General features: G+C 61.4%; 21 protein-coding genes. 15 read left to right on the plus strand and 6 right to left on the minus strand.

Going from position 1 to position 23,416, the window contains the following annotated elements; translation table 11 throughout:
• Positions 1–215 precede the first annotated feature (215 nt).
• From AC1DV9_RS04885 to ligA, 8 genes are all read left to right on the plus strand, one after another.
• Complete coding sequence (locus AC1DV9_RS04885) at positions 216–1,142, plus strand: D-alanine--D-alanine ligase (RefSeq protein ID WP_112386992.1); 927 nt, start codon at positions 216–218, stop codon at positions 1,140–1,142.
• Positions 1,130–2,062, plus strand: a complete 933-nt coding sequence (locus AC1DV9_RS04890) for a cell division protein FtsQ/DivIB (protein WP_112386993.1) — start codon at positions 1,130–1,132, stop codon at positions 2,060–2,062. The genes AC1DV9_RS04885 and AC1DV9_RS04890 overlap by 13 nt, the downstream gene beginning before the upstream one ends.
• Complete coding sequence (gene ftsA, locus AC1DV9_RS04895) at positions 2,059–3,390, plus strand: cell division protein FtsA (protein WP_112386994.1); 1,332 nt, start codon at positions 2,059–2,061, stop codon at positions 3,388–3,390. The genes AC1DV9_RS04890 and ftsA overlap by 4 nt, the downstream gene beginning before the upstream one ends.
• 57 nt (positions 3,391–3,447) lie before the next feature.
• Entirely contained in the window at positions 3,448–5,181 is a 1,734-nt protein-coding gene (gene ftsZ / locus AC1DV9_RS04900; RefSeq protein ID WP_112386995.1) for a cell division protein FtsZ, read from the plus strand.
• A gap of 290 nt (positions 5,182–5,471) precedes the next feature.
• Complete coding sequence (lpxC, locus tag AC1DV9_RS04905; RefSeq protein WP_112387448.1) at positions 5,472–6,428, plus strand: UDP-3-O-acyl-N-acetylglucosamine deacetylase; 957 nt, start codon at positions 5,472–5,474, stop codon at positions 6,426–6,428.
• 266 nt (positions 6,429–6,694) lie between these two features.
• On the plus strand, positions 6,695–7,564 hold the full coding sequence (locus AC1DV9_RS04910; protein ID WP_477940138.1) for an outer membrane protein assembly factor BamD: 870 nt from the start codon (positions 6,695–6,697) through the stop codon (positions 7,562–7,564).
• Between the two features lie 13 nt (positions 7,565–7,577).
• A complete protein-coding gene (recN, locus tag AC1DV9_RS04915; protein WP_477946463.1) occupies positions 7,578–9,251 on the plus strand; it encodes a DNA repair protein RecN in 1,674 nt (557 codons plus the stop codon).
• 529 nt (positions 9,252–9,780) lie between these two features.
• A complete protein-coding gene (ligA, locus tag AC1DV9_RS04920) occupies positions 9,781–11,937 on the plus strand; it encodes an NAD-dependent DNA ligase LigA (RefSeq protein WP_477946465.1) in 2,157 nt (718 codons plus the stop codon).
• 9 nt (positions 11,938–11,946) lie between these two features.
• Here ligA and AC1DV9_RS04925 read toward each other — a convergent pair whose 3' ends face one another.
• A complete protein-coding gene (locus AC1DV9_RS04925) occupies positions 11,947–12,474 on the minus strand; it encodes a GNAT family N-acetyltransferase (RefSeq protein WP_477946466.1) in 528 nt (175 codons plus the stop codon).
• 269 nt (positions 12,475–12,743) lie between these two features.
• On the opposite strand from AC1DV9_RS04925, the gene AC1DV9_RS04930 reads away from it, so the two are divergent.
• Together AC1DV9_RS04930 and AC1DV9_RS04935 are read left to right on the plus strand one after the other, a co-directional pair.
• Positions 12,744–13,334 carry a 3'-5' exonuclease gene (locus AC1DV9_RS04930; protein ID WP_477946468.1) on the plus strand — a complete coding sequence of 197 codons (591 nt, stop codon included), beginning with the start codon at positions 12,744–12,746 and terminating at the stop codon, positions 13,332–13,334.
• 73 nt (positions 13,335–13,407) lie between these two features.
• Complete coding sequence (locus tag AC1DV9_RS04935) at positions 13,408–13,896, plus strand: CreA family protein (RefSeq protein WP_112387002.1); 489 nt, start codon at positions 13,408–13,410, stop codon at positions 13,894–13,896.
• Positions 13,897–14,060: 164 nt separating this feature from the next.
• Here AC1DV9_RS04935 and AC1DV9_RS04940 read toward each other — a convergent pair whose 3' ends face one another.
• Both AC1DV9_RS04940 and AC1DV9_RS04945 read right to left on the minus strand, forming a co-directional pair.
• Entirely contained in the window at positions 14,061–14,531 is a 471-nt protein-coding gene (locus tag AC1DV9_RS04940) for a chemotaxis protein CheW (protein WP_112387003.1), read from the minus strand.
• Positions 14,531–16,495 (minus strand): methyl-accepting chemotaxis protein, encoded by a 1,965-nt coding sequence (locus AC1DV9_RS04945; protein WP_477946470.1) that lies wholly within the window; start codon positions 16,493–16,495, stop codon positions 14,531–14,533. Before AC1DV9_RS04945 ends, AC1DV9_RS04940 begins: the two co-directional genes overlap by 1 nt.
• A gap of 368 nt (positions 16,496–16,863) precedes the next feature.
• On the opposite strand from AC1DV9_RS04945, the gene AC1DV9_RS04950 reads away from it, so the two are divergent.
• From AC1DV9_RS04950 to AC1DV9_RS04960, 3 genes are read left to right on the plus strand one after another with little or no spacing between them, the layout of a single operon-like run.
• Complete coding sequence (locus AC1DV9_RS04950; protein WP_112516109.1) at positions 16,864–17,472, plus strand: SCO family protein; 609 nt, start codon at positions 16,864–16,866, stop codon at positions 17,470–17,472.
• A 3-nt stretch (positions 17,473–17,475) separates the two neighbouring features.
• Positions 17,476–18,603 carry an FAD-dependent oxidoreductase gene (locus AC1DV9_RS04955; protein ID WP_477946472.1) on the plus strand — a complete coding sequence of 376 codons (1,128 nt, stop codon included), beginning with the start codon at positions 17,476–17,478 and terminating at the stop codon, positions 18,601–18,603.
• A gap of 14 nt (positions 18,604–18,617) precedes the next feature.
• Complete coding sequence (locus tag AC1DV9_RS04960; protein ID WP_477946474.1) at positions 18,618–19,496, plus strand: 50S ribosomal protein L11 methyltransferase; 879 nt, start codon at positions 18,618–18,620, stop codon at positions 19,494–19,496.
• Between the two features lie 170 nt (positions 19,497–19,666).
• Here AC1DV9_RS04960 and AC1DV9_RS04965 read toward each other — a convergent pair whose 3' ends face one another.
• Positions 19,667–19,840 (minus strand): hypothetical protein, encoded by a 174-nt coding sequence (locus AC1DV9_RS04965; protein WP_477946476.1) that lies wholly within the window; start codon positions 19,838–19,840, stop codon positions 19,667–19,669.
• A gap of 278 nt (positions 19,841–20,118) precedes the next feature.
• Between AC1DV9_RS04965 and AC1DV9_RS04970 the strand changes: the two genes are divergently transcribed.
• A complete protein-coding gene (locus AC1DV9_RS04970) occupies positions 20,119–21,954 on the plus strand; it encodes an aminopeptidase P family protein (RefSeq protein WP_477946478.1) in 1,836 nt (611 codons plus the stop codon).
• Between the two features lie 50 nt (positions 21,955–22,004).
• Here AC1DV9_RS04970 and AC1DV9_RS04975 read toward each other — a convergent pair whose 3' ends face one another.
• Together AC1DV9_RS04975 and AC1DV9_RS04980 are read right to left on the minus strand one after the other, a co-directional pair.
• A complete protein-coding gene (locus tag AC1DV9_RS04975) occupies positions 22,005–22,313 on the minus strand; it encodes an AzlD family protein (protein ID WP_477946480.1) in 309 nt (102 codons plus the stop codon).
• Positions 22,314–22,315: 2 nt separating this feature from the next.
• Complete coding sequence (locus AC1DV9_RS04980; RefSeq protein WP_112387451.1) at positions 22,316–23,035, minus strand: AzlC family ABC transporter permease; 720 nt, start codon at positions 23,033–23,035, stop codon at positions 22,316–22,318.
• 129 nt (positions 23,036–23,164) lie between these two features.
• Between AC1DV9_RS04980 and AC1DV9_RS04985 the strand changes: the two genes are divergently transcribed.
• On the plus strand, positions 23,165–23,413 hold the full coding sequence (locus tag AC1DV9_RS04985; RefSeq protein WP_112387009.1) for a DUF2164 domain-containing protein: 249 nt from the start codon (positions 23,165–23,167) through the stop codon (positions 23,411–23,413).
• The last annotated feature ends 3 nt before the right edge of the window (positions 23,414–23,416 follow it).

Genomic DNA, 23,416 nt, shown 5'->3' on the forward strand with positions numbered 1-23,416 from the left:
CTTCCGGATGCCGGTGCAAGCCACTGATTTCGAGTCGAAACGGCACAGGTTTGCCGCGCTGTTGGGCGGCCTGGAGGCGGCAGGTTAACAAAAGTAAACGCTTCGTTAACCATATTGTTGTCAAACTGCCATCAAGCCTGAGTGGGCAAGATTCGGTGGGCGAAAGCCTCGCGCAAGCGTCGGAATTCATGCCGTAAGTTATTTTGGGGGTACGTATGAGTCGCAAGCATGTCGCTGTCCTGATGGGCGGATTTTCCTCGGAGAGGCCGGTAAGCCTGTCTTCGGGGAAGGCATGTGCCGACGCGCTGGAAGCCGAAGGTTTTCAGGTGACCCGTATTGATGTCGACCGCGATGTGTCGGCCAAGCTCGTTGCTGCCCGCCCGGATGTCGCGTTCAATGCTCTGCATGGCCCGTTCGGCGAGGATGGCACGATCCAGGGCATTCTCGAATATCTCGAAATTCCCTACACGCATTCCGGCGTTCTTGCCTCGGCTCTCGCTATGGACAAGAGCAAGGCGAAGGGTGTTGCTGCTGCTGCCGGTATTCCGGTGGCGCAATCCGAAGTCATCAACCGCTTCGCCTTTCCGGCCGAGCATCCGATGAAACCGCCTTATGTGGTGAAGCCGGTTCGTGAGGGGTCGAGCTTCGGTGTGCTGATCGTGCAAGAGGATCAGTCGCATCCGCCGCAGGTGATCAGTTCTTCGGAGTGGCGCTATGGGGAAGAAGTTCTCGTCGAGCGCTATATCCATGGCCGAGAGCTGACATGCGGCGTGATGGGCGATACGGCGCTGGGTGTCACGGAAGTGGTGCCGCAGGGCCACAACTTTTATGACTATGACGCCAAGTATGCGGCTGGCGGTTCAAAACACGTCATTCCGGCGAAAATTTCACCGAAAATTTACCAAAAAATACAATCATTGGCACTAAGGGCGCATCAAGCAATTGGTTGCCGTGGCGTCAGCCGGTCTGACTTTCGCTACGACGATCGCTTCTCCGAAGATGGCGAAATCATCTGGCTCGAGGTCAATACTCAGCCGGGAATGACTCCAACCTCTCTGGTGCCCGAAATGGCCGGTTATGCCGGTTATTCCTTTGGTGAGTTTCTGCGCTGGATGGTGGAGGACGCTTCTTGTTCTCGTTGACGGTCAAAAGGATGGGGCGCCCGAGCCATCGCGACGATATTGCCTTCCCGGAAGGCGATAGCCGCATGGTGCTGCCGCGTCCGCTGCGCCGCGCCGTTCGCTTTCTCGTCAGCCTCGGCACTGGCCGCATCTATATTCCTGCGCATACCGGCACTGTTTCGGCTCTGGCGTTTCTGGCTGCGACCGGCCTCTACGGCATGTCGCTCGGCGGTCACACGGAAGCTGTCGCTCAGGCGACGACCACGGCTGCAGGCTTTGCCATCGAAGACGTGAAAGTGTCTGGCAATCTGGCGACCTCGGAAATCGAGATCCTCGATCTCCTCGGTCTCGACGGCACGACCTCGCTGGTCGCTCTGGACGTCGATACGGCGCGCCAGAAGATCGCCAAACTTCCCTGGGTCGAAAGCGCCGAAGTTCGCAAGATCTATCCGAAGACGATCGAGGTGAAGCTCAAGGAGCGCCAGGCCTATGCGATCTGGCAGCACGGCCAGGAGCTTTCGCTGATCGAGCGCAATGGCAGCGTCATCGCGCCGCTGCGCGACAACAAGTTTTCCAACCTGCCGCTGGTCGTCGGCCGCGACGCCGAGACGGCTGCTGTTGCGCTTGAAGGCGAATTCGCCAACTGGCCCGACATCAAGGCGCGGGTGAAGGCCTATGTCTGGGTTTCCAGCCGCCGTTGGGATCTGCATCTCGACAACGGTGTCGTCGTGAAGCTGCCGGCTGACGATGTCGATCAGGCGCTGGCGACGCTGTCGAAGCTCAACAAGGAACAGGATCTTCTGGCGCGCGACATCGCAGCCGTCGATCTCAGATTGGCAGATCGGACCGCAATCCAGCTCACCCCCGAGGCCATGGCCCGGCGGCAAGTGGTGCTCGACCAGCGGACGAAGGATTTGAAAAAGGCGGGGCAAAATATATGAGCTTGTTCGGTTCATCCCATTTCGGATTGCCGCGCCTGAAGCCGCTTTCGTCGAAGCGGTCGCATATCGTTTCGGTGCTCGACATCGGATCGACCAAGGTCGTCTGCATGATCGGCCGGCTGACGCCGCGTGAGGAGAGCGAGATTCTCCCGGGCCGCACGCATGACATCGAGATCATCGGCATTGGCCATCAGCGTTCCCGCGGTATCAAGACCGGCGTCATTGCCGATCTCGATGCGCTCGAAAGCGTCATTCGTCTCGCGGTCGATGCCGCCGAGCGCATGGCTGGCCTCACCGTCGAAAGCCTGATCGTCAACCTGACGGCCGGCCGTCTCGGTAGCGATGTCTATACGGCGACGATCGATCTCGGCGGTCAGGAAGTCGAACTCAACGACCTGAAGAAGGTTCTTTCCGCAGCCTGCCAGCAGTCGCTGCGGCAGGATCGCGCCGTGCTCCATTCGCTGGCAACCGGATTCTCGCTGGATGGCGAACGCGGTATCCGCGATCCCTTGTCCATGTACGGTGACATGCTCGGCGTCGACATGCATGTCGTCACCGCCGAGCGCGCTGCACTCAAGAACCTCGAGCTCAGCGTCAACCGTGCGCATCTCTCCGTCGAAGGCATCGTCGCGACGCCTTACGCTTCCGGTCTTGCTGCTCTTGTCGATGACGAAGTCGAGCTTGGCTGTGCGGCGATCGACATGGGCGGCGGCACGACGACGATTTCCGTCTTCGCCGAAGGCAAGCTTGTCCATACCGACGCCGTCGGCCTTGGCGGTCATCACGTGACCACCGATCTGGCCCGCGGCCTTTCGACCCGCATCGAAGATGCCGAGCGTCTCAAGGTGGTTCACGCTTCGGCGATGGCGAATTCGTCCGACGAGCGCGAACTGATCTCGATCCCGCCGATCGGCGAAGATGAGCGTGATCTGCCGACGCAGGTGCCGCGTGCGCTGGTGTCGCGCATCGTCGGCGCCCGTATCGAGGAAACGATGGAATTGATCCGCGACCGGATCCAGCGCTCGGGCTTCAGCCCGATCGTCGGCAAGCGCGTCGTGCTGACGGGCGGCGCAAGCCAGCTCACCGGCCTTGCAGACGTTGCCCGCAAGATTCTGGCTCGCAACGTTCGTATCGGCCGCCCGATGGGCGTCTCTGGGCTGCCGACGGCAGCCAAGGGCCCGGCCTTTTCGACGGCAGTCGGCCTGATGATCTATCCGCAGGTCGCGGACATGGAAACACATGCGTCACAGAGCGGGCTGCTCTTGTCGCTTGGGGGAAATAACAGCCGCATAGCCCGGATGGGCCAGTGGCTGAAGGAAAGCTTCTGAACATTGAGTGAATTGGCCGGCGTGGCGATGCGGCCATAAAGAGAAGGAACGGGTACCATGACTATCAAGCTGCAAAAGCCTGACATCACAGAGCTGAAGCCGCGTATCACCGTATTCGGTGTCGGCGGCGGCGGCGGCAATGCTGTCAACAACATGATCTCCGCTGGCCTCCAGGGCGTCGACTTCGTCGTTGCCAACACGGATGCGCAGGCTCTGACGATGACCAAGGCAGAGCGGATCATCCAGCTCGGCGCCAACGTCACCGAAGGCCTCGGTGCAGGTTCGCAGCCGGAAGTCGGCCGTGCGGCCGCCGAAGAGTGCATCGATGAGATCATCGATCACCTGAACGGCACGCATATGTGCTTCGTCACCGCCGGCATGGGCGGCGGTACCGGGACCGGTGCTGCTCCTGTCGTCGCACAGGCCGCCCGCAACAAGGGCATCCTGACCGTCGGCGTCGTCACCAAGCCGTTCCAGTTCGAAGGCGGCCGCCGCATGCGTCTGGCCGAAGCCGGTATCGAAGAGCTGCAGAAGTCGGTCGATACGCTGATCGTCATTCCGAACCAGAACCTCTTCCGGATCGCCAACGACAAGACGACCTTTGCCGACGCTTTCGCGATGGCCGACCAGGTTCTCTACTCGGGCGTTGCCTGCATCACCGACCTGATGGTGAAGGAAGGTCTCATCAACCTCGACTTCGCCGATGTCCGTTCGGTCATGCGCGAAATGGGCCGCGCGATGATGGGTACCGGCGAAGCTTCGGGCCAGGGCCGTGCAATGCAGGCTGCCGAAGCCGCAATCGCCAACCCGCTGCTCGACGAAACCTCGATGCGCGGTGCGCAGGGCCTCTTGATCTCGATCACCGGTGGCCGTGACCTGACGCTCTTTGAAGTCGACGAAGCCGCAACCCGCATCCGCGAAGAAGTCGATCCGGACGCCAACATCATCCTTGGCGCCACGTTCGACGAATCGCTCGAAGGCATCATCCGCGTATCGGTCGTTGCGACCGGTATCGATCGCGCTGCCGCCGAAGCCTCCACCAAGACCTTCCAGCCGGCCGCAAAGCCGATCATCCGTCCTTCGGCGGCCGTTGCTCCGGCTCCGGCCGCAGTTCAGCCTGCTCCGGTCATGCAGGCACCGAAGCCGGTTGATACCGTTGCGCAGACGATCCGCATGGCAGAAGCCCAGATGGAACGTGAACTCGACATCGTTGCTCCCCGCGCTCCGGCTCCGGTACAGCAGCCTGTCGCACAGGAAACCTTCCGTCCGCAGAGCCGCATCTTCGCAGCAGCACCGGAAGCTCCTGTTGCCCGTCCGGCACCGATGCAGATGCAGCCCGCTCCGGCTCCGGTCATGAGCCAGCCTGCTCCGCAGCCTGTCATGATGCAGCAGCCTGCACCGGTGGCGCCACAGCCGGTCCGCCAGGAACCTGCCATGCAGCAGCCGACGCGCATGCCGAAGGTCGAGGACTTCCCGCCGGTCGTTCAGGCCGAGATCGACCACCGCTCGCAGCCTGTCGCAGCACAGGCTCACGAAGAGCGCGGCCCGATGGGTCTGCTCAAGCGGATCACGAACTCGCTGAACCGCCGCGAAGAGGAAGTTGCTCCTGAGATGACGTCTGCTCCGGCAGCCGCTTCGCAGCAGCGCCGTCCGCTGTCGCCGGAAGCCAGCCTTTACGCACCACGCCGCGGCAACCTCGACGACCAGGGCCGTGCCGTTCCGCAGGCTCGCATGATGCAGGAAGACGACCAGCTCGAAATCCCCGCATTCCTGCGCCGCCAGTCGAACTGAGACGACACAGAATCGCCACGCCGAGCGCCCGGGATCACAGTCCCGGGCGCTTCTGTTTCAAAGCCTCGCGTGAGGGCTAAATTAACAAGTCATTTCAATTGCATGGTTTCGTAACAATCCGAAACGAACAGTGATTTGGAATGCAGAGCGGGCACACGTATGTATGAGGTCAAACGACCGTTCCTTGACGCATTTTGGCGACAATTCAGCGGTGTGGACAAAAGAACTTCGTGGTTTGATTCCGGCGCCTTGAGCGCTACGAACCTTGAAGGGCAATGAAGGCAGATTTTATGGTTATTGGCATGCTTGGCTTCCAGACGACGGTTTCTCGCCCGGTAACGCTTTCGGGTACCGGCGTACATTCTGGCGCGGAAGTCTCGATCACCTTCAATCCGGCCGAGACCGATACGGGCGTTGTTTTCCATCGCATGCATGACAACGGTTCTGTCACCGAGCTGCGCGCGGTTTCCTCGCAGGTCGGCAATACGGATCTCTGCACCGTTCTCGGTTTCTCTCCTGCACATTCGGTCGCGACGATCGAGCATGTGATGGCCGCCGTTTACGCGCTTGGCCTCGACAACGTGCTGATCGAAGTTCACGGCGCCGAAATGCCGATCATGGATGGCAGCTCTGCTCCGTTCATCGATGCGATCGAGCAGGTCGGTCTGGTTTCTCTTGGCGTCAAGCGCCGCTATATCCGCATCACCAAGCCTGTTCGTATCGAGCATGGCGGTTCGTGGAGCGAATTCCGCCCCTATGACGGCACGCGCTTCGAAGTCGAGATCGATTTCGACTGCCCGCTGATCGGCCGCCAGAAGTGGGAAGGCGACCTGACAGCCCAGACCTTCAAGACCGAACTGTCGCGGGCCCGCACCTTCGGCTTCATGCGCGACGTCGAGCGTCTCTGGGCGTCCGGCCACGCTCTCGGTTCCTCGCTGGAGAACTCTGTCGTCATCTCCGACGACAACACCGTGATCAATGTCGAAGGCCTGCGCTACGCCAAGGACGAGTTCGTGCGTCACAAGACGCTCGATGCCGTCGGCGACCTGTCGCTGGCGGGCGCGCCGTTCATCGGGTGCTACCGTTCGTATCGTGGCGGTCACAAGATGAATGCCAATGCGCTCAAGGCACTGCTCAGCGATCCCAGCGCCTATGAGGTCGTCGAGACCTCTGCCGCCCGTCCGCGCGTTGCTGCGCGTGATTTCATTGCCGTGAATGCTCCCGGATTCGCCCCCTGGTCGGCGTGACCTCCAGAACGATTTCCTAGACCAGGACCGCCTCTTTCGGGAGGCGGTTTTTTTATGCGGATTTTCCGGCCGATAGTGTTTTCGGCGCAGATGCTTAGCTGCAACACGGGGAATCAAAGATGAAAACCCGGATATTCTCTGGGCCTATGCCACAAAAATGCGTTAATGCGTCATCATTGCGTTGCTCTCGCCTCGCATTTGTGGCTAGAAACGCCAGCGAGGTGTGGCTGCCGTTAAGAGTGGGTAGCGGGAGTCGGGATTAATCTATGGGTTATGCAAGGTCTGAAGGTATGATGAAGACAGCGCGCGCTTTGCTCGCATCGCTCGTGGTGCTGAGCGCAGGCGCCTTGATTTCCGGTTGCCAGTCGGATCCGGACATCGACATCACCAAACTCGGCCTCGACAATGACCCGCCGGATGTTCTCTACAATCAGGCGCTTGCCAACATGAAGGCAGGCAACATGGCCGAGGCAGCGCGCAAGTTCGACGCCATCGACCGTGAGAACCCGTTCTCGGAATGGGCCCGCAAGGCGCTCGTCATGAGCACCTTCGTCAAGTACCGCCAGGGCAAGATCGACGAAGCGCTGGCATCGGGCAACCGCTACATGGCGCAGTATCCGCAGTCCAAGGACGCGGCCTATGTCCAGTATCTGGTCGGCCTAAGCTATTCGAAGCAGATTTCCGACGTGACGCAGGACCAGCGCGCCTCATCGAAGACCATCGAGGCGATGCAGGCCGTCATCGACAAGTATCCGGACTCCGAATATGTCGACGACGCGCAGGCCAAGATCCGCTTCGCCCGCGACCAGCTCGCCGGCAAGGAAATGCAGATCGGCCGCTACTATCTGGAGCGCAAGGAGTATCTTGCGGCTATCTCCCGTTTCCGTATCGTGGTTGAAAAGTACCCGAATACGAATCAGGTCGAGGAAGCGCTCTCGCGTCTGGTGGAAGCCTATTATGCGATGGGTATCGTCGAAGAGGCACAGACCGCCGCTGCCGTTCTCGGCCACAACTATCCGGATAGCCAGTGGTACGCCGATTCCTACAAGCTGCTGAAGAGCGGCGGCGCAGAGCCTCGGGAGAACAAGGGTTCCTGGCTCTCCGAAGCGGGCAAGAAGCTGCTCCTCGGCTCGTGAGGCCAGTAACGCAATGCTGATCCAGCTTTCGATCCGCGATATCGTTCTGATCGAGCGGCTGGATCTCTCGTTCGAGGCCGGGCTTTCTGTGCTCACAGGCGAAACTGGCGCCGGCAAATCCATTCTTCTCGACAGTCTTTCGCTGGCGCTCGGCGGGCGCGGCGATGGCGGGCTTGTGCGCCATGGCGAAGACAAGGGGCAGGTGACGGCCGCTTTCGACGTGCCGATGAACCACGGCGCCCGCAAACTGCTGCGCGAAAACGGCATTGACGACGATGGCGACCTGATTTTCCGCCGTCAGCAATCCGCCGACGGCCGCACCAAAGCCTATGTTAACGACCAGCCCGTCAGTGTGCAGTTGATGCGCCAGGCGGGCCAGATGCTGGTGGAAATCCACGGCCAGCACGACGACCGTGCGCTTGTCGATACCAATGCCCACCGCATCCTGCTCGACGCCTTTGCCGGTATCACCGAGGATGTCTCAGGCGTGTCCGAGCTTTACAGAATCTGGCGCGATGCCGAGCGGACGCTGAAGAAGCACCGCGAGAAGGTGGAGAACGCCGCCCGCGAGGCCGATTATCTGCGCGCCTCCGTCGAGGAACTCGAAAAGCTTTCTCCGCGTGACGGCGAGGAGGAAGAGCTTGCCGACCGCCGCCAGAAGATGATGAAGGCGGAGCGGATCGCCGGCGATATCGCCGAGGCGTCCGAGTTTTTGAACGGCAATGCCTCTCCCGTGCCCCATATCGCCTCGCTGGTGCGCCGGCTGGAGCGCAAGAGCCATGAGGCGCCGGGATTGCTCGAAGACACTGTGGCGCTTCTGGACGCCGCGCTGGACCAGCTTTCCAACGCGCAAATGGAAGTCGAGGCGGCGCTGCGCAAGACCGAATACGATCCGAAGGAGCTGGAGCGCGTCGAAGAGCGGCTGTTTGCGCTGCGCGCCGCATCCCGCAAATATTCGGTGCCCGTCGTCGAGCTCCCGGCCCTTGCCGTCAGGATGATCGCCGATCTCGCCGATGTCGATGCCGGCGAGGAGAAGCTCGTCAAGCTCGACGCCGAGGTTGGTCGCGCCAGGGCCGCCTATGGCGAAGCTGCCCGTTCGCTGTCCGAAAAGCGTCACCATGCCGGTAATTCGCTGGCGGAGGCCGTGATGGCCGAACTTCCGGCGCTGAAGCTGGAGCGCGCCCGTTTCATGGTGGAAATCACCACGGATGCCGAGCAGGCTGCGGCCGAAGGCATCGACGTCGTCGAATTCCATGTGCAGACCAATCCGGGCACGCGTCCGGGCTCGATCATGAAGGTCGCCTCGGGCGGCGAACTTTCGCGCTTCCTGCTGGCGCTGAAGGTGGCGCTTGCCGATCGCGGCTCGGCGCCGACGCTTGTCTTCGACGAGATCGATACCGGTGTGGGCGGGGCGGTGGCCGATGCCATCGGCCAGCGGCTGAAGCGGCTGTCGGACAAGGTGCAGGTGCTCTCCGTCACCCACGCGCCGCAGGTGGCGGCGAGGGCGGCGACGCATCTCTTGATCTCCAAGGGACCGGTGGATGCCGGATCCGAAAAGATCGCCACCCGTGTGGCAACCATGGAGCCGAAGGACCGCACCGAGGAAATCGCCCGGATGCTCGCCGGTGCTTCGGTCACCGACGAGGCGCGGGCTGCGGCCGCCAAGCTGTTGTCGGGAAACGGGTAGGGGCTGTTGAGGGCGCCGCCCTCGTCCTTCGAGGCTACGCCTTCGGCTTCGCACCTCAGGATGAGGGCTCTGGGGAAGGCTGCGATTAGCAACCCTCGAGGCTGACCAATCCGAGCACAGCTCCCTCCACCCTCATCCTGAGGCGCGACCGCAGGGAGCCTCGAAGGACGAGGGTGGCCACCTTGCTCGGCTTCGAACCCTCGGGGCTCCTAGGGCGGGCGCGATCTGTCGCTCATGAAACTTGGTGCACTGCATTTTCACTTGCCGGTATATTGCGGCTCCGCTGCGGTGCCGCCGCCCTCGTCCTTCGAGGCTACGCCTTCGGCTTCGCACCTCAGGATGAGGTGCTCCCCGGGAGGGCTGCGATTGGCAGTCATCAAGGCCTACCACTCCGAGCACTTTCCCTCCACCCTCATCCTGAGGTGCGACCGCAGGGAGCCTCGAAGGACGAGGGCGGCCACCACCCCGCCACTTCCCATCCGGACAATTTGCGCTAAAAACAACTCCAGATTCTCCGGAGTGATCATGCATGTCGAGCGAAGTTGAAACCCTGACGATCGAAGAGGCCGCAGCCGAGCTGGAGCGTCTGGCGAAAGAGATCGCCCATCACGACGCGCTCTATCACGGCAAGGACCAGCCGGAGATTTCGGACGGCGACTATGATGCGCTGAAGCGGCGGAACGATGCGATCGAGGCGCGGTTTCCCGAGCTCGTCCGCGAGGACAGCCCGTCGCGGCGCGTGGGTGCCGAGCCGTCCGTCACCTTTGCGCAGATCACCCATGCAAGGCCGATGCTCTCGCTTGACAACACCTTCTCGCAGGACGACGTGCAGGATTTCGTCGGCAGCGTCTACCGCTTCCTGGGGCGCCTGCCGGATCAGTCGATCGCGTTTACCGCCGAGCCGAAGATCGACGGCCTGTCGATGTCGATCCGCTACCAGAACGGCAAGCTCGTCAGCGCCGCAACGCGCGGCGACGGCACGACCGGCGAGAATGTCACGGCCAATATCCGCACCATCAAGGAAATCCCGCAGGTGCTGCCGAAGGGCGTTCCAGATGTCGTCGAGGTGCGCGGCGAGGTCTATATGGCCAAGAGCGACTTCCTGGCGCTGAACAAGCAGATGGAGGCCGAGGGCAAGCAGACCTATGTCAACCCGCGCAACACGGCGGCGGGATCGTTGCGCCAGCTCGATGCCAAGGTGACGGAGAGCCGCAAACTGAAATTCTTCGCCTATGCATGGGGCGAAATCTCCGAGCCCAACGACCTGCCGAAGACACAGTTCGATATGGTGCAGACCTTCAAGGACTGGGGTTTTCCGGTCAATCCGCTGATGAAGCGGCTGAACTCGGTGGCCGATATCCTGGCGCATTACGACGATATCGGCCTGAAGCGCCCTGATCTCGACTACGACATCGACGGCGTCGTCTACAAGGTTGACAGCCTCGAACTGCAGCAGCGCCTCGGCTTCCGCTCGCGCAGCCCGCGCTGGGCGACGGCGCACAAGTTCCCGGCCGAGCAGGCGTTCACCGTCGTCGAGAATATCGACATCCAGGTCGGTAGGACTGGCGCGCTGACGCCGGTGGCGCGCCTGACACCGGTCACCGTCGGCGGCGTCGTCGTCACCAATGCGACGCTGCATAACGCGGACTATATCAAGGGCATCGGCAATTCCGGCGAACGCATCCGCGAGGAAGAGCATGATATCCGCATCGGCGATACCGTGATCGTCCAGCGGGCAGGCGACGTCATCCCGCAGGTGCTCGATGTGGTGATGGAGAAGCGGCCGGAGAGGGCCGCGGCCTATACATTCCCGAAGACATGTCCGGTCTGCGGTTCGCATGCCGTTCGCGAAGTCAACGAGAAGACCGGCAAGGTCGATGCCGTGACGCGCTGCACCGGCGGCTTCATCTGCCGCGCCCAGGCAACCGAGCATCTGAAGCATTTCGTCTCGCGCAACGCCTTCGATATCGAGGGCTTCGGCACCAAGCAGGTCGATTTCTTCTTCGAGAGCGACGACGCATCGCTGCAGATCCGGACGGCGCCCGATATCTTCACGCTGGAGAAACGCCAGCAGGCCTCGACGCTGACGAAGCTCGAGAATATCGACGGCTTCGGCAGGGTCAGTGTCGGCAAGCTCTACACGGCGATCAACGAGCGCCGCAACATCGCGCTGCACCGCTTCATCTACGCGCTCGGCATCCGCCATGTCGGTGAGACCACCGCCAAGCTGCTTGCCCGCTCCTACGGTACCTATGAGGCCTTTGCCGCGGCCATGCAGGATGCGGCGCCCTTGTCCGGTGATGGCTGGAACGAGTTGAACGCCATCGACGGCATCGGCGAGATCGTCGCCCGCGCCATCGTCGAGTTCTACAAGGAGCCGCGCAATGTCGAGGTCATCAGCCGTCTGCTGGAAGAGGTTGTGCCTGAGAAGGCCGAGCAGCCGGTAACATCGGGAAGCCCGGTCGCCGGGAAGACCGTGGTCTTCACCGGCTCGCTGGAAAAATTCACCCGCGACGAAGCCAAGGCCCGCGCCGAAAGCCTCGGCGCCAAGGTTGCCGGATCGGTCTCCAAGAAGACCGACATCCTCGTTGCCGGCCCGGGCGCCGGCTCCAAGCTCGACAAGGCCAAAGAACTCGGCGTCCAGACGATGGATGAGGACGAGTGGCTGGCGTTGATCGGTGGGTGATTTCAACGCCTAAACCCTGACCCGCGCCATCGTATAGGCGTCGACATAGTCCCCGGCGCGATAGGCGAAGGCTTTCAGCAGGCCTTCCTGTTCGAAGCCGAACTTTCGGTAGAGGGCAAGGGCGGCCGGGTTGTCGGTATAGACGGTCAGTTCCAACCGTCTGATATCGAGCCAGTTGTCGGCGGTATCGACAAGGGCCGCCATCAGCGCACTGCCGATGCCCTTGCCGGCATAGTCTTCGTGGACGCCCATGCCGATGCTGGCGGCGTGGGCGCGGCGGCCCTGGTTGCGCATCAGGTGGGCGTCGCCGACCAGCGTGCCGTCGAGTTCGGCGACGATGCTGATATTGCCCTGCGGCATGGTCTCGATGCGCTTTCGCGTTTCCTCCAGGGTCTGGTAGGGAAGGCGAAGCGTGCCGTAGCGAAAGGCAGGCAGATTGACGAGGGTGGTGACGGCCTCGGCATCGCTGACGCGCATGGCGCGGATGGTGAGACCTGCGGCCGATCGCTTGGGTGGATTGTCTCCCGGGATTCTCAAAATGCTCTCCTTTGAAATGATGGAGGAGAGCCGGTTTGAAAACCCTGCTCACCTCGGCAGGGTCTTCGGGACAGATCGCACGCTTAACGCGCCAATGCCTCCCCGAGCCCTGCAGGGGCCGTGGTGAGATGCATGGTGGCAAGATGCGCGTTCGATACGATCATGACGGGAAAAGTCGTTGATCACAGGTGCGAAGTCAACTGCCGCGTTTGCCTGAGCCTGCGCGCGCCGCTAAGCCTGAGTCATCACCAGCGAATCACGGGCCTACCTTGAAGACCATTGCCATCGATTTCGAAACGGCCAACGAACAGCGCGGCAGCGCCTGCTCGGTCGGGCTTGCCTGGATCGAGGACGGCAGGGTGACCCGCGTCGAGGAGCGGTTGATCCGTCCGAAGGATATGCGCTTTTCGGGCATGAACACCGCGATCCACGGTATTCGCCCTGAGCATGTCGAGGATGCGCCGGAGTTCCCTGAGGTCATGGACGAGTTTCATGACGATTTCCGCGGCGCGACGATGATCGCCCATAATGCAGCCTTCGATTTCAGCGTCTGGCGGGCCTCACTCGATCTCTACCGGCAGGCCTATCCCGAACTCACCTATCTCTGCAGCCTGAAGATGGCGCAGCGCATCTGGCCGCAGTTCCTGTCGCACCGGCTGAACATCATCGCCGAGCATCTCGGCCTGCGGTTCGTCCATCACAACGCAGCCGAGGATGCCGTCGTCTGCGCCCAGGCGGCGATCGAGATGGCCAAGGCGGTGAAGGCGGCGGCGGTGCATGCGATCCCGGCTGCGATCGGCATGAAGCCCGGGCGGCTGCTCGCCACCGGCTATGAACCTTGCACCTGCAAGCGCGCCTGATTTATCAGCGGTTTCTTGCATTGTCCCTCGTGCTGCTTATCTACAAAGCGGGCCAACCAGGGAGCTTCCATCTATGTTTCGTAAGATCGTTCTTGCCGCTGCCTCAGCTGCCACGCTTTGTGCGGGTGCGGCTTCTGCCGAAGTGGTCGGCAAGGTCGGGGTCGACTGGATCGGCAACGATATCATCGTCGATGCCATTCCCGATCCCGAGGTGAAGGGCGTGACCTGCCATGTCACCTATTTCGACCGCAGCCTGATCGACCGGGTGAAGAACGGCAACTGGTTCGAGGATCCGTCCAACAATTCGATTTCCTGCCGCCAGACGGGGCCGATCGAGATCGGCGACATCAACCTGTCGAAGGACGGCGACGAGGTGTTCAAGGCGGGCATGTCGCTTATCTGGAAGAAGCTGGTCGTCAACCGGATCTACGACAAGACCAACGACACGCTGATCTATCTGGCGCATTCGCGCGAGCTGACGGATGGCTCGGCGAAGATGTCGATCTCGACCGTGCCGCTCTATGGGCAGAACCCGGTCTGGAAGAACGGCAAGCCGCAGTAACGTACTCCGTCATGCTCGGGCTTGTCCCGAGCATCTGCGATGGTTGACGAATGGGTTTGTTAGATCCTCGGCACAAGGCCGAGGATGACGCCGAGCGAGTGATACGACCAACGAAAAAGGCCCGGCGATGACCGGGCCTTTCTGTATCTGCGATATGTTGCCGGTTAGGCGGCTTCGCGTGCCAGCTCGTCGGCGATGACGGTGTCGAGATTGAGGAAGCAGACCATGGTCTTTTCCAGTGCGACGATGCCGCGGCAGAAGGCGCGCTGCTGTTCCGGGATGATCTCCGGCGCCGGCTGCAGGTCTTCGCTCTTGATGGTCATCATGTCGGAAACCTGCTCGACCAGGAGGCCGACCAGCTTGCCGGCGATGTCGGTGACGATGATTGCCGAGCGCTCGGACGGCTCGGTCATCTTCATGCCGAGGCGGCAGGCCATGTCGATGACCGGGATCACCGCACCGCGAAGGTTGATGAGGCCGAGAACGTAGGGCGGGGTATGCGGCATCGGGGTTACTGGCGCCCAGCCGCGGATTTCGCGAATCGCCATGATGTCGATGCAGAATTCCTGCTCACCGAGATGGAACGAGACGATTTCCAGGTGGGAACCGGCCTGTGTGATAATGGCGTTGGTCATCAAAATTCTTCCCAATTGTCTCCGGCCGGAGCGGCCATGGCTCTGGCGGCGGCGCCGCCACTGAATGCGCCCGCGACCTTGCCGATCAAGCTCCGTGCGGGTGAAGGTTTAGGATGCGAGGCGGCGGATGCTTCTCGCGGCGTGGAACGGGCATTCATGCCTTCGCCGATCTGGAACTGTCCAACCAGCCTGATCAGATTGTCGGCGTCCGAGGCGAGCGTATGGCTCGCAGCGTTCGTTTCCTCGACCATTGCCGCATTCTTCTGCGTCATCTGGTCCATCTGGCTGATGGCTGTATTGATCTCGTGCAGTCCGGTGGATTGTTCGCGTGCAGAGGTTACGATTGATTTAACATGTTCATCGATCCGCAAAACATCTTCGCCGATCTGCCGCAAAGCCTCGCCTGCGGCCGTCACCAGCTCGCCGCCGGTCTTCACTTCGGCGCCTGACTTGGTGATCAGCGCCTTGATGTCCTTGGCGGCACCTGCGGCGCGTCCGGCGAGTTCGCGGACTTCCTGGGCGACGACCGCAAAGCCCTTGCCGGCTTCACCGGCGCGAGCAGCCTCGACACCGGCATTCAGCGCCAGAAGGTTGGTCTGGAAGGCGATCTCGTCGATGACGTTGATGATCTGGCCGATTTCGCGCGAGGCGCCTTCAATGCGTTCCATGGCGGCCATGGCCTGGGTGACGACCAGATCCGACTTTTCGGTGTTCTGGCGCGTATGCGCGACCATGTGGCCGACCTCTTCGGCTCGGCTGGTGGCGCTGCGCACGGTTGCCGTGATTTCGTCGAGTGCTGCGGATGTCTGCTCCAGCGAGGCTGCCTGCTGCTCTGTGCGCTTTGCAAGGTCGTCGGCGGCAGAGCTCATCTGGCGGCTGTTTGCCTGGATGGAGCTGCTGTTGGAGGTGATATCGGACATCGCCCGGCGCAGGTTGATGGTCGTCTGGTTGAAGTCGCTGCGCAGGCGTTCGAGCTCGGCCTTGAACGGCTGATCGATCGTCGTCGTGACGTCGCCGCCGGCAAGGCGGTTCAGGCCCTGGCCGAGAGCGTTGACCGCGCTGTTCAGCGCCTCGGTGTCGGCAAGCTTCAGGGCTTCGCGTTCGCGGCGTTCCGTATCGCTCTTCCGGCGCTCGGTCTCCGTCTGGCTTTCGAGATTGCGCTTGTCGATCGCCGACTGACGGAAGCTCTCGGCCGCACGGGCCATTTCGCCGATCTCGTCGCCGCGCTCCGTCGCCGGAACTTCGCTGGAGAGATCGCCCTGCATGATGCGCGCCATGCTTGAGCGAACGGCTTCGATGCCGTTGCGGATGGAACCGCCGTGAACGTACTGGAGAAGGGACATGGACAGAATGGCAAAGGCGCCGAGACCGATCTGGATCCAGAGCGCGCCGACCGATATCTCGTTGGCCTGGTCGATCCGCTGCTGCGCGACGGCGCTCCCATCCTGCGCAAGCTTGTCGAGCGTTGCCGTCAGCTTCTCGCCGCCGCCATCAATCGCATCGTCCAGCTTGTCGAAGGCATCGTCTGCTGCACTCGCTTCAACGGCCGCCTTGAGATCGACGAGGATCGCCTTCTGCAGGGCTGCGACGTCAGCGTCATAGCTGGCGACCAGGCTGCCGGCTTTGAGCTCGTCGGCGAGGAGAGCCATTTCCTTCGATCCGTTCTTCAGCTGTTCGATCGATTTCGACATTGAAGTGAGGCGGGCCGTATCGACCTTCTTGTCGCCGCGGTCAACAATCGTGTCCATGGCGGCAAGGACCAATGTCAGGTTGGCCATGCGCATCTCGTTGATGCGATCGACACTCAGCTGAATGTCGTTCGCACGATTGAGGGCGCGGTCGATCCGGATATTTTCATACCAGCCAACGGCGACCATCGATCCGAAGCCGATGAGTGCCGCGCCGGCGAGTGTCCACAGCCTTTGGCTGACGGAAAAAGTCTTACGTATGGTATTGCTGCTCATGAAATGATGTCCCCCGCCTGAAAACGCCGGATAAAATACGGTTTTCACTATGCGATCGCTGGAGCTTTCCGCCGGCGCAGACATCATGTCAGTACGGCACCAATAGCGCCGGACGCAGTGTCAAATATAGCTTTCAGAAATTAAGCGTTCGATAACGATGTATTTCTTGGAAGTGATACAGAAATACCATCTAAATGCTTGCAGGATATGCAATTTAGGAAACTTGCCTTGCCGGTTTTCAACATTTCGGATCTTGCAAGGTGAGGCAATTAATCACGGGTAAGAAAACGGGTTGTTGAATTGCGTGGACGGGCGGGAGGTTATATCCCGCTGTCGATGGGCGCTTTGGCGCCGCTAGGGGCTGAATGATGAAGAATTTTCGTATTGCCGTCTGGATTGCCGTGCTGCTCGTTGCCGGTGTGTTGGGCTGGTTGACGCTCAACATTACCAAGACCAAGGACCTGCCGCTGGCGGCTGAGGGTCCCTATGGCGTTCCGTTCACGCTTGTCGCCCAGGACGGCAAGCCGATCACCGAGCAGGCGCTGCGCGGCAAGCCGAGCGCACTGTTCTTCGGCTTTACCCATTGCCCGGAGGTCTGCCCGACGACGCTGTTCGAGCTCAATGGCTGGATGGAGAAGGTTGATCCGGCAGGTGACAAGCTGAACGCCTATTTCGTTACCGTCGATCCGGAGCGTGATACGCCGGAGATCATGAACCAATATGTCTCGAACGTCTCGAAGCGCATCACCGGCATCTCCGGCCCGCCGGACAAGATCGCCGATGTCGTCAAGGGTTTTCGCGTTTACGCCAAGAAGGTTCCAGTTGATGAGAACAACCCGAATGGCGACTACACGATGGACCATACGGCGTCCGTTTTCCTACTCGACGGGCAGGGCCGCTTTGCCGGAACCATCGCCTATGGCGAAAATCCCGATACGGCTGTAAAGAAGCTGGAGAACCTGGTTACCAAGGGGTGACACATGCCGGGGGGACATCGTGACATTCTGATTGCCGGGGCAGGCGCAACCGGGCTAACGGCAGCATTGGAACTTGTGCGGCGGGGTCACCGGCCGCGCATCGTCGACAGCGATGAGGGGCCGGTGCCGATGGTGGAAAGCCGGGCGCTCGGTATCAATGCCCGGACGCTGACGCTGCTTTCGCCCTCCCGGGTGAGCGATGTCGTGCTGCAGGATGCGTACCGCATCGACCGGTTTCGGGCCCGTTCCGGCGGAAAGCTGCTTTTCCAACTCGATCCCGGCCGGGTCACCGGACGATTCCCTGCCATCCAGATGCTGGCGCAGGGGCAGACCGAGCGGCTGCTGCTCAGCAAGCTCTCCGACTATGAAGTGGTGCCGGAATGGCAGACGGTTCTGGAGCGCGTCGAAAACGCCGGCGGCAAGCCGCATGTCGTGCTTCGGCGTCCCGATGGTTCGGCGGAAGAACTGACCCCGGATATATTGATCGGCGCTGACGGAGCGCATTCGGCGGTGCGCAAGGGGGCTGGTCTCGGGTTTCCCGGGCAGGCGCTGGAAGAGAGCTTCTACATTGCCGACTTCCGCTATCCTGCGCCGATCGATCCGCATTATGTCGAAATCGATCTGTTCAATCCGGGCATGATCGGTCGTCTGCCGGTATCTTCGGATACGGTGCGCTATCTCTCGACGCTTTCGGATTTCGAAAAGCGGATTCGGCATCCGGTTGCGGGAGGCCAGGCCGTCTGGGTTTCGAATTTCCGCATCCATTTCCGCCATGTCGAGCGCATGTCATCGGGCAACATCTTTCTCGCGGGTGATGCGGCGCATATTCATTCGCCGGCCGGTGCGCGCGGTATGAATCTCGGCATCGAGGATGCCTGCTGGCTCGCCTATTTGATCTCCGAAGGACGCGAACAGGAGTATTCCGGGCTGCGCCTTCCCGCGGTGGAAACCGTGCTGAAGCAAACCTATGGTTTGACGTCGCTGGTGACGATGCGTAATCCGGTGGTGACAGGACTGCGAAACGCGCTGATGCCGATCGCCGTCCGCATCCCATTCGTTGCAGACCGCCTTCTGCGCGGCATTGCAGGTTACGATACGCCGCCTCCGCCCTGGATCGACGGCGCCAAATAAAGAAAGACGAATTCGTGAGTGAAATCCGCCTCTACGTCTCGACCACCGAGAAGCAGGCCGAGCAGGTTCTCGACCTCCTGAGCGAAGTTTTCGGCGAAGAGGATTTCGCCATTGCGACGACAGAGATCGACGAGAAGAAGGACATCTGGGAAGCGTCCGTCTACATGATGCGCGAGGACGAGGACGAGGTGCGGCAGCGCGTCGATGAGGCGCTGACGGCCGCCTATCCCGAACTTTCCATCGAGCGCGAAGTGATCCCGGATGTCGATTGGGTGGCGAAGTCGCTGGAAGGTCTGAAGCCTGTCCGGGCAGGGCGTTTCCTGGTGCATGGCTCGCATGACCGCGACAAGGTACGCTCCAGCGATATCGGCATCGAGATCGATGCCGGCCAGGCCTTCGGCACCGGCCATCACGGAACGACGGCGGGCTGCCTCGAAGTCATCGACAGCGTGATGCGTTCGCGCACCATCCGGAACGCGCTCGATCTCGGCACCGGCAGCGGCGTGCTGGCGATTGCCGTGCGCAAGCTGAAGAACATTCCGGTTCTTGCGACCGACATCGATCCGATCGCCACGCGCGTTGCTGCGGAGAACGTGCGCACCAACGGCATAGCCAACGGCATCGTCACCAAGACGGCGCCGGGTTTTCATTCGACGGCTTTCTCCGAATACGGACCTTTCGACCTGATCATCGCCAATATTCTGGCACGGCCGCTGATCCGCATGGCGCCGAAGCTGACCGACAATCTGGCGGCTGGCGGCACGGTGATCCTGTCTGGCATTCTGGCATCGCAGCGCTGGAAGGTGCTCTCGGCCTATAACGGCCAGAAGCTTCGCCATGTGCGCACCATCTGGCGCAACGGCTGGGTGACGATCCATCTCGATCGTCCGTAAGGTCAGGGAAAAGCAATGCCGGGAAAAAGAAAAGGCGGTGCCAGTGGCACCGCCTTTTGACCGTCAAACGGTCGTGCCCACGAGCTAAAGGAGGAGGAGCGCTCGAGTGGGCTCTACAGTTCTGATTGCCGGTCCGTCGAGGGAGGAGGAGAGACGAAGCGGCAAATAGCTCAGAACGCGTAGCTGGGTGCGCCCCTGTGGCGCGTAGACTTGTGGCTGGTGCCGAGCATCTTGAGGCTATCCTCGTTGAGCGGGCGGCGCGAGCCGATGACGTGACGGACAGTCTGGCGCTCGCCAGCCTGCACCGGGCTGCTGTAAGCGAAGCGCGACAGAGAGGCAGTCATTTCATAATTCCTTTTTCGTTTAAGGTTCATCTCGAACCCGTTTGATGCGCCCTATATAACCATCCGAAAAAACTCTGGCAGAGGGTTTGTGTCATGGGAGCCATGCGTGGAATGCATAAAGCGTGCCAGTTTCGTTTTTCGTGTCACATTTCTGCCAAAATAATGGGCGGCTTGCCTTACGGGGAGGTGATCTTGTTTTTCTCCACTTCCCTAGGAATTCCGGTAACATAGCGCCAACCGCTCTGAGCGGATTCGGCCTTCAGCATTGGGTTTTCAGCATGTTTCAGTCTTTCGAAGTGACCTCTACGCCGCAATTCGGCCGCGATCGCGTCAGCGCCTTGCGTGAAAGTTTCGATGCGCTCGGGATTGATGGCTTCCTCGTGCCGCGCGGCGACGAGTTCAACGGCGAATATGTGCCGAAATGCGCCGAGCGGCTGTCATGGCTGACCGGCTTCACCGGTTCGGCCGGTATCGCGCTGATCGCCCGCACTCAGGCCGTCGTCTTCGTCGATGGCCGTTACGTGACGCAGCTTGCCGAGCAAGTGGACGGTTCGGTCTTTACCGGCGGTGATCTGGTCAACGAGCCGCCGCATCTTTGGTTGCCGAAGAACGGCAAAGAAGGCATGCGCCTCGGCATCGATCCGTGGCTGCATTCCGGTTCGGACGTCCGCAAGCTGCAGCAGGCGCTGTCGGAGATCGGCGGCAGCCTGGTGTTCCTGCCGCACAATCCGCTCGACAAGCTGTGGAGCGACCGCCCCGCCGAACCGCTCGGCGCCGTGGCGATCCAGAATATTGCGCAGGCAGGCGTGCTGGCGCGTGACAAGATCGCGACTGTTGCCGCCGACCTTGCGAAGAAGAAGGTGGCGGCGGTACTGATCGCCGATCCGTCGTCGATCGCCTGGATCTTCAATATCCGCGGCGCCGACGTGCCGCATACGCCGCATCCGCTGGCGCGCGCCATCATCCATGCCGACGGCAAAGCCGAGCTTTTCCTCGACAAGCGCAAGACCGGTATCGAGCAGGAAGCCTATCTGGCGCAGATTTCCACCCAGCTGCCGCCGTCTTCGCTGGATGAACGGCTGGCTGCCGTGTCCAAGGATGGTGGCCGGATAATGATCGACCCCGAGATCGCCTCCTATGCGCTGGCCGAGATCATCCGCAAGGCAGGCGGCGAAGTGGTAGAGGGCGCCGATCCCGCCAAGCTGCCGCGGGCCATCAAGAACGATGTCGAGATCAATGGCTCGGCTGCCGCCCATCTGCAGGATGGTGCTGCCATGGTCGAGTTCCTCTACTGGCTTTCGACGCAGAAGCCCGGCGGTATTACCGAGATCCAGGCGGCCGAAAAGCTCGAGGCGGTGCGCGCCAGCGTTGGCCAGAGCATGCAGAACCCTTTGAAGGATGTGTCCTTCGATACGATCTCCGGTGCCGGTGAGCACGCGGCGATCATGCATTACCGCGTTACCGTCGATACCGACCGGCCGATCCAGGCGGGCGAGCTGTTCCTGATTGACTCAGGGGCGCAATATATCAACGGCACGACTGATATTACCCGCACTGTCGGGATCGGTGCCGTCACCGAGGAGCACAAGCGCTTCTTCACGCTGGTGCTGAAGGGGATGATCCAGATCAGCACGGCGCGCTTCCCGAAGGGGACGCGCGGCTGCGACCTCGATCCACTGGCACGTATCGCGCTCTGGCGGGCAGGGGCCGATTTCGGCCATGGCACCGGCCATGGCGTCGGTTCCTATCTTTCGGTGCATGAGGGGCCGCAGCGCATCTCCAAGCTTTCGACGCAGGAGCTGCTGCCCGGCATGATTCTCTCCAACGAACCCGGCTACTACCGGCCGGGCAGTTTCGGGATCCGCATCGAGAACCTGATCTATGTGCGCGAGGCCGAGGAGGTCGAGGGCGGCGATACGCCGATGCGCAGCTTCGAGACGCTGACCTTCTGCCCGATCGACCGCTCGATCGTCATCCCTGAGCTGCTGACCCATGACGAGCTGCATTGGTTCAACGACTACCACGCCCGCACCCGCGAGGCGCTGATGCCGCTGATCCATGACAGGGATATCCAGGCGTGGCTGGAGAATGCGACGCTGCCGCTGGAATATTGAGCGGTTCAGGGAACGGATAAAGGAAAGGGCGGTCTGGCCGCCCTTTTTCATTACATGCCGATCGTATGGCGCCAGGCCATGACGATGACCCAGGCGACGCCCAGCATCCACATATGTGAATAGCGCAGGCCGATGACGAGGGCGGCGGCGAGTGCCAGCTTCGAATCCAAGCCGCCGTCGAAGAAGGCGGGGGCGACGAGCGTGGTCAGGACCGCGGCCGGGACGGCATTCAGCGCCGCCTCCATGCGTGGCGGGATACGCTTCATCGTGGTGATCAGCACATAGCCGCCGATTCGTGTCGCATAGGTGGCGATGGCGGCCGCGATGATGACCAGGACCATGTGAAGATCGAATTCCATGATCAGACCTCGTGCGGTTCGTTGGCCGGTTCCGGCTGGTGGACGGCGGGAAGCGGCAGGACGGCGGCGAGCACGATACCTGCGGCCGCACCGAGGCTGACATGCCAGGGCGAGCCGACGAGATGATAGGCGATGACGGAGGCGACGGCGCTGACCGCTGCGACCGGCAGGAAGTTATCGCGGCTGCGGAAGCCGAGAACGATGCCGAGGAAATAGGCGGGCAGCAGGATATCGAGGCCGAGCGTCTTGGGATCGCCGATGAAGCTGCCGAGAACGCCGCCGAGCAGGCTGATCAGCACCCAGGGAACGTAGATGATGATGCCGAAGCCGAAGTACCATGCAAAGGTGACCTGCCTCCCGGATTCGCTGCGCTTGACGGTCTCGGCAAACTGCGGATCGACCAGCAGGAAGAAGGTGAAGAATTTCTGCAGCGCCGTGAAATGGCGGATGTGCTTGGCGATCGCCGCCGAATAGAGAACGTGGCGGAAATTGACGGCCAGGATCGAGGCGATGATGACCCAGGCCGGGACGTTGCCGCCGAAAAGCTCGATGCCGACCATCTGGCTGGCGCCGGCATAGACCGTGGCGCTCATGAAGGTGAGCTCGGCCAGCGACATGCCGTGATCGGCGGCAAGCGCACCGAACAGTGCGCCGAAGGGGGCGGAGGCGAGGGCCACGGCAGAGCCGCCCCGTAAGCCATCAACGAATTCCGATCGACTCATCGGCATGCATGCTTCCTTTTTCTCGAATAGGCTTCCTCTAGGAGGCAAAGGCCGCTGCCGCAATCGAATTTCCTTGATTGGACGATTGATTTCGCTGAACGGTGGGCTGCAAACGAGGAGAGACAGCAGATGGTCGCGATCGAGTTTTCAAAGGATGAGAAGGCGCAGCTGATGGCGAGTATCCAGCATTTCTTCGATGCCGAACTCGATCAATCCATCGGTATCATCAAGGCGGAGCTGGTGATGGATTTCTTCGCCAAGGAGGTCGGGGCAGCCTATTACAAGAAGGGGCTGCAGGATGCGCATGCGGCCTTTGCCAAGCGCGCCGAGGATTTGGCCGACGATATTTACGGGCTGGAGCGGGCGGCGACCGACTGAGGT

It is taken from the genome of Rhizobium sp. 01L410, from assembly GCF_056400165.1.

Excerpts from the sequence above, each read along its gene's own strand:
- AC1DV9_RS04945 (WP_477946470.1), bottom strand. The coding sequence starts at position 16,495 with ATGAGCAGCAATACCATACGTAAGACTTTTTCCGTCAGCCAAAGGCTG.
- AC1DV9_RS04955 (WP_477946472.1), top strand. The coding sequence starts at position 17,476 with ATGCCGGGGGGACATCGTGACATTCTGATTGCCGGGGCAGGCGCAACC.
- AC1DV9_RS04985 (WP_112387009.1), top strand. The coding sequence starts at position 23,165 with ATGGTCGCGATCGAGTTTTCAAAGGATGAGAAGGCGCAGCTGATGGCG.
- AC1DV9_RS04980 (WP_112387451.1), bottom strand. The coding sequence starts at position 23,035 with ATGAGTCGATCGGAATTCGTTGATGGCTTACGGGGCGGCTCTGCCGTG.
- AC1DV9_RS04975 (WP_477946480.1), bottom strand. The coding sequence starts at position 22,313 with ATGGAATTCGATCTTCACATGGTCCTGGTCATCATCGCGGCCGCCATC.
- AC1DV9_RS04970 (WP_477946478.1), top strand. The coding sequence starts at position 20,119 with ATGTTTCAGTCTTTCGAAGTGACCTCTACGCCGCAATTCGGCCGCGAT.
- ligA (WP_477946465.1), top strand. The coding sequence starts at position 9,781 with ATGTCGAGCGAAGTTGAAACCCTGACGATCGAAGAGGCCGCAGCCGAG.
- AC1DV9_RS04940 (WP_112387003.1), bottom strand. The coding sequence starts at position 14,531 with ATGACCAACGCCATTATCACACAGGCCGGTTCCCACCTGGAAATCGTC.
- ftsA (WP_112386994.1), top strand. The coding sequence starts at position 2,059 with ATGAGCTTGTTCGGTTCATCCCATTTCGGATTGCCGCGCCTGAAGCCG.
- lpxC (WP_112387448.1), top strand. The coding sequence starts at position 5,472 with ATGGTTATTGGCATGCTTGGCTTCCAGACGACGGTTTCTCGCCCGGTA.
- AC1DV9_RS04950 (WP_112516109.1), top strand. The coding sequence starts at position 16,864 with ATGAAGAATTTTCGTATTGCCGTCTGGATTGCCGTGCTGCTCGTTGCC.
- AC1DV9_RS04910 (WP_477940138.1), top strand. The coding sequence starts at position 6,695 with ATGGGTTATGCAAGGTCTGAAGGTATGATGAAGACAGCGCGCGCTTTG.
- ftsZ (WP_112386995.1), top strand. The coding sequence starts at position 3,448 with ATGACTATCAAGCTGCAAAAGCCTGACATCACAGAGCTGAAGCCGCGT.
- AC1DV9_RS04885 (WP_112386992.1), top strand. The coding sequence starts at position 216 with ATGAGTCGCAAGCATGTCGCTGTCCTGATGGGCGGATTTTCCTCGGAG.
- AC1DV9_RS04935 (WP_112387002.1), top strand. The coding sequence starts at position 13,408 with ATGTTTCGTAAGATCGTTCTTGCCGCTGCCTCAGCTGCCACGCTTTGT.
- AC1DV9_RS04965 (WP_477946476.1), bottom strand. The coding sequence starts at position 19,840 with ATGACTGCCTCTCTGTCGCGCTTCGCTTACAGCAGCCCGGTGCAGGCT.
- recN (WP_477946463.1), top strand. The coding sequence starts at position 7,578 with ATGCTGATCCAGCTTTCGATCCGCGATATCGTTCTGATCGAGCGGCTG.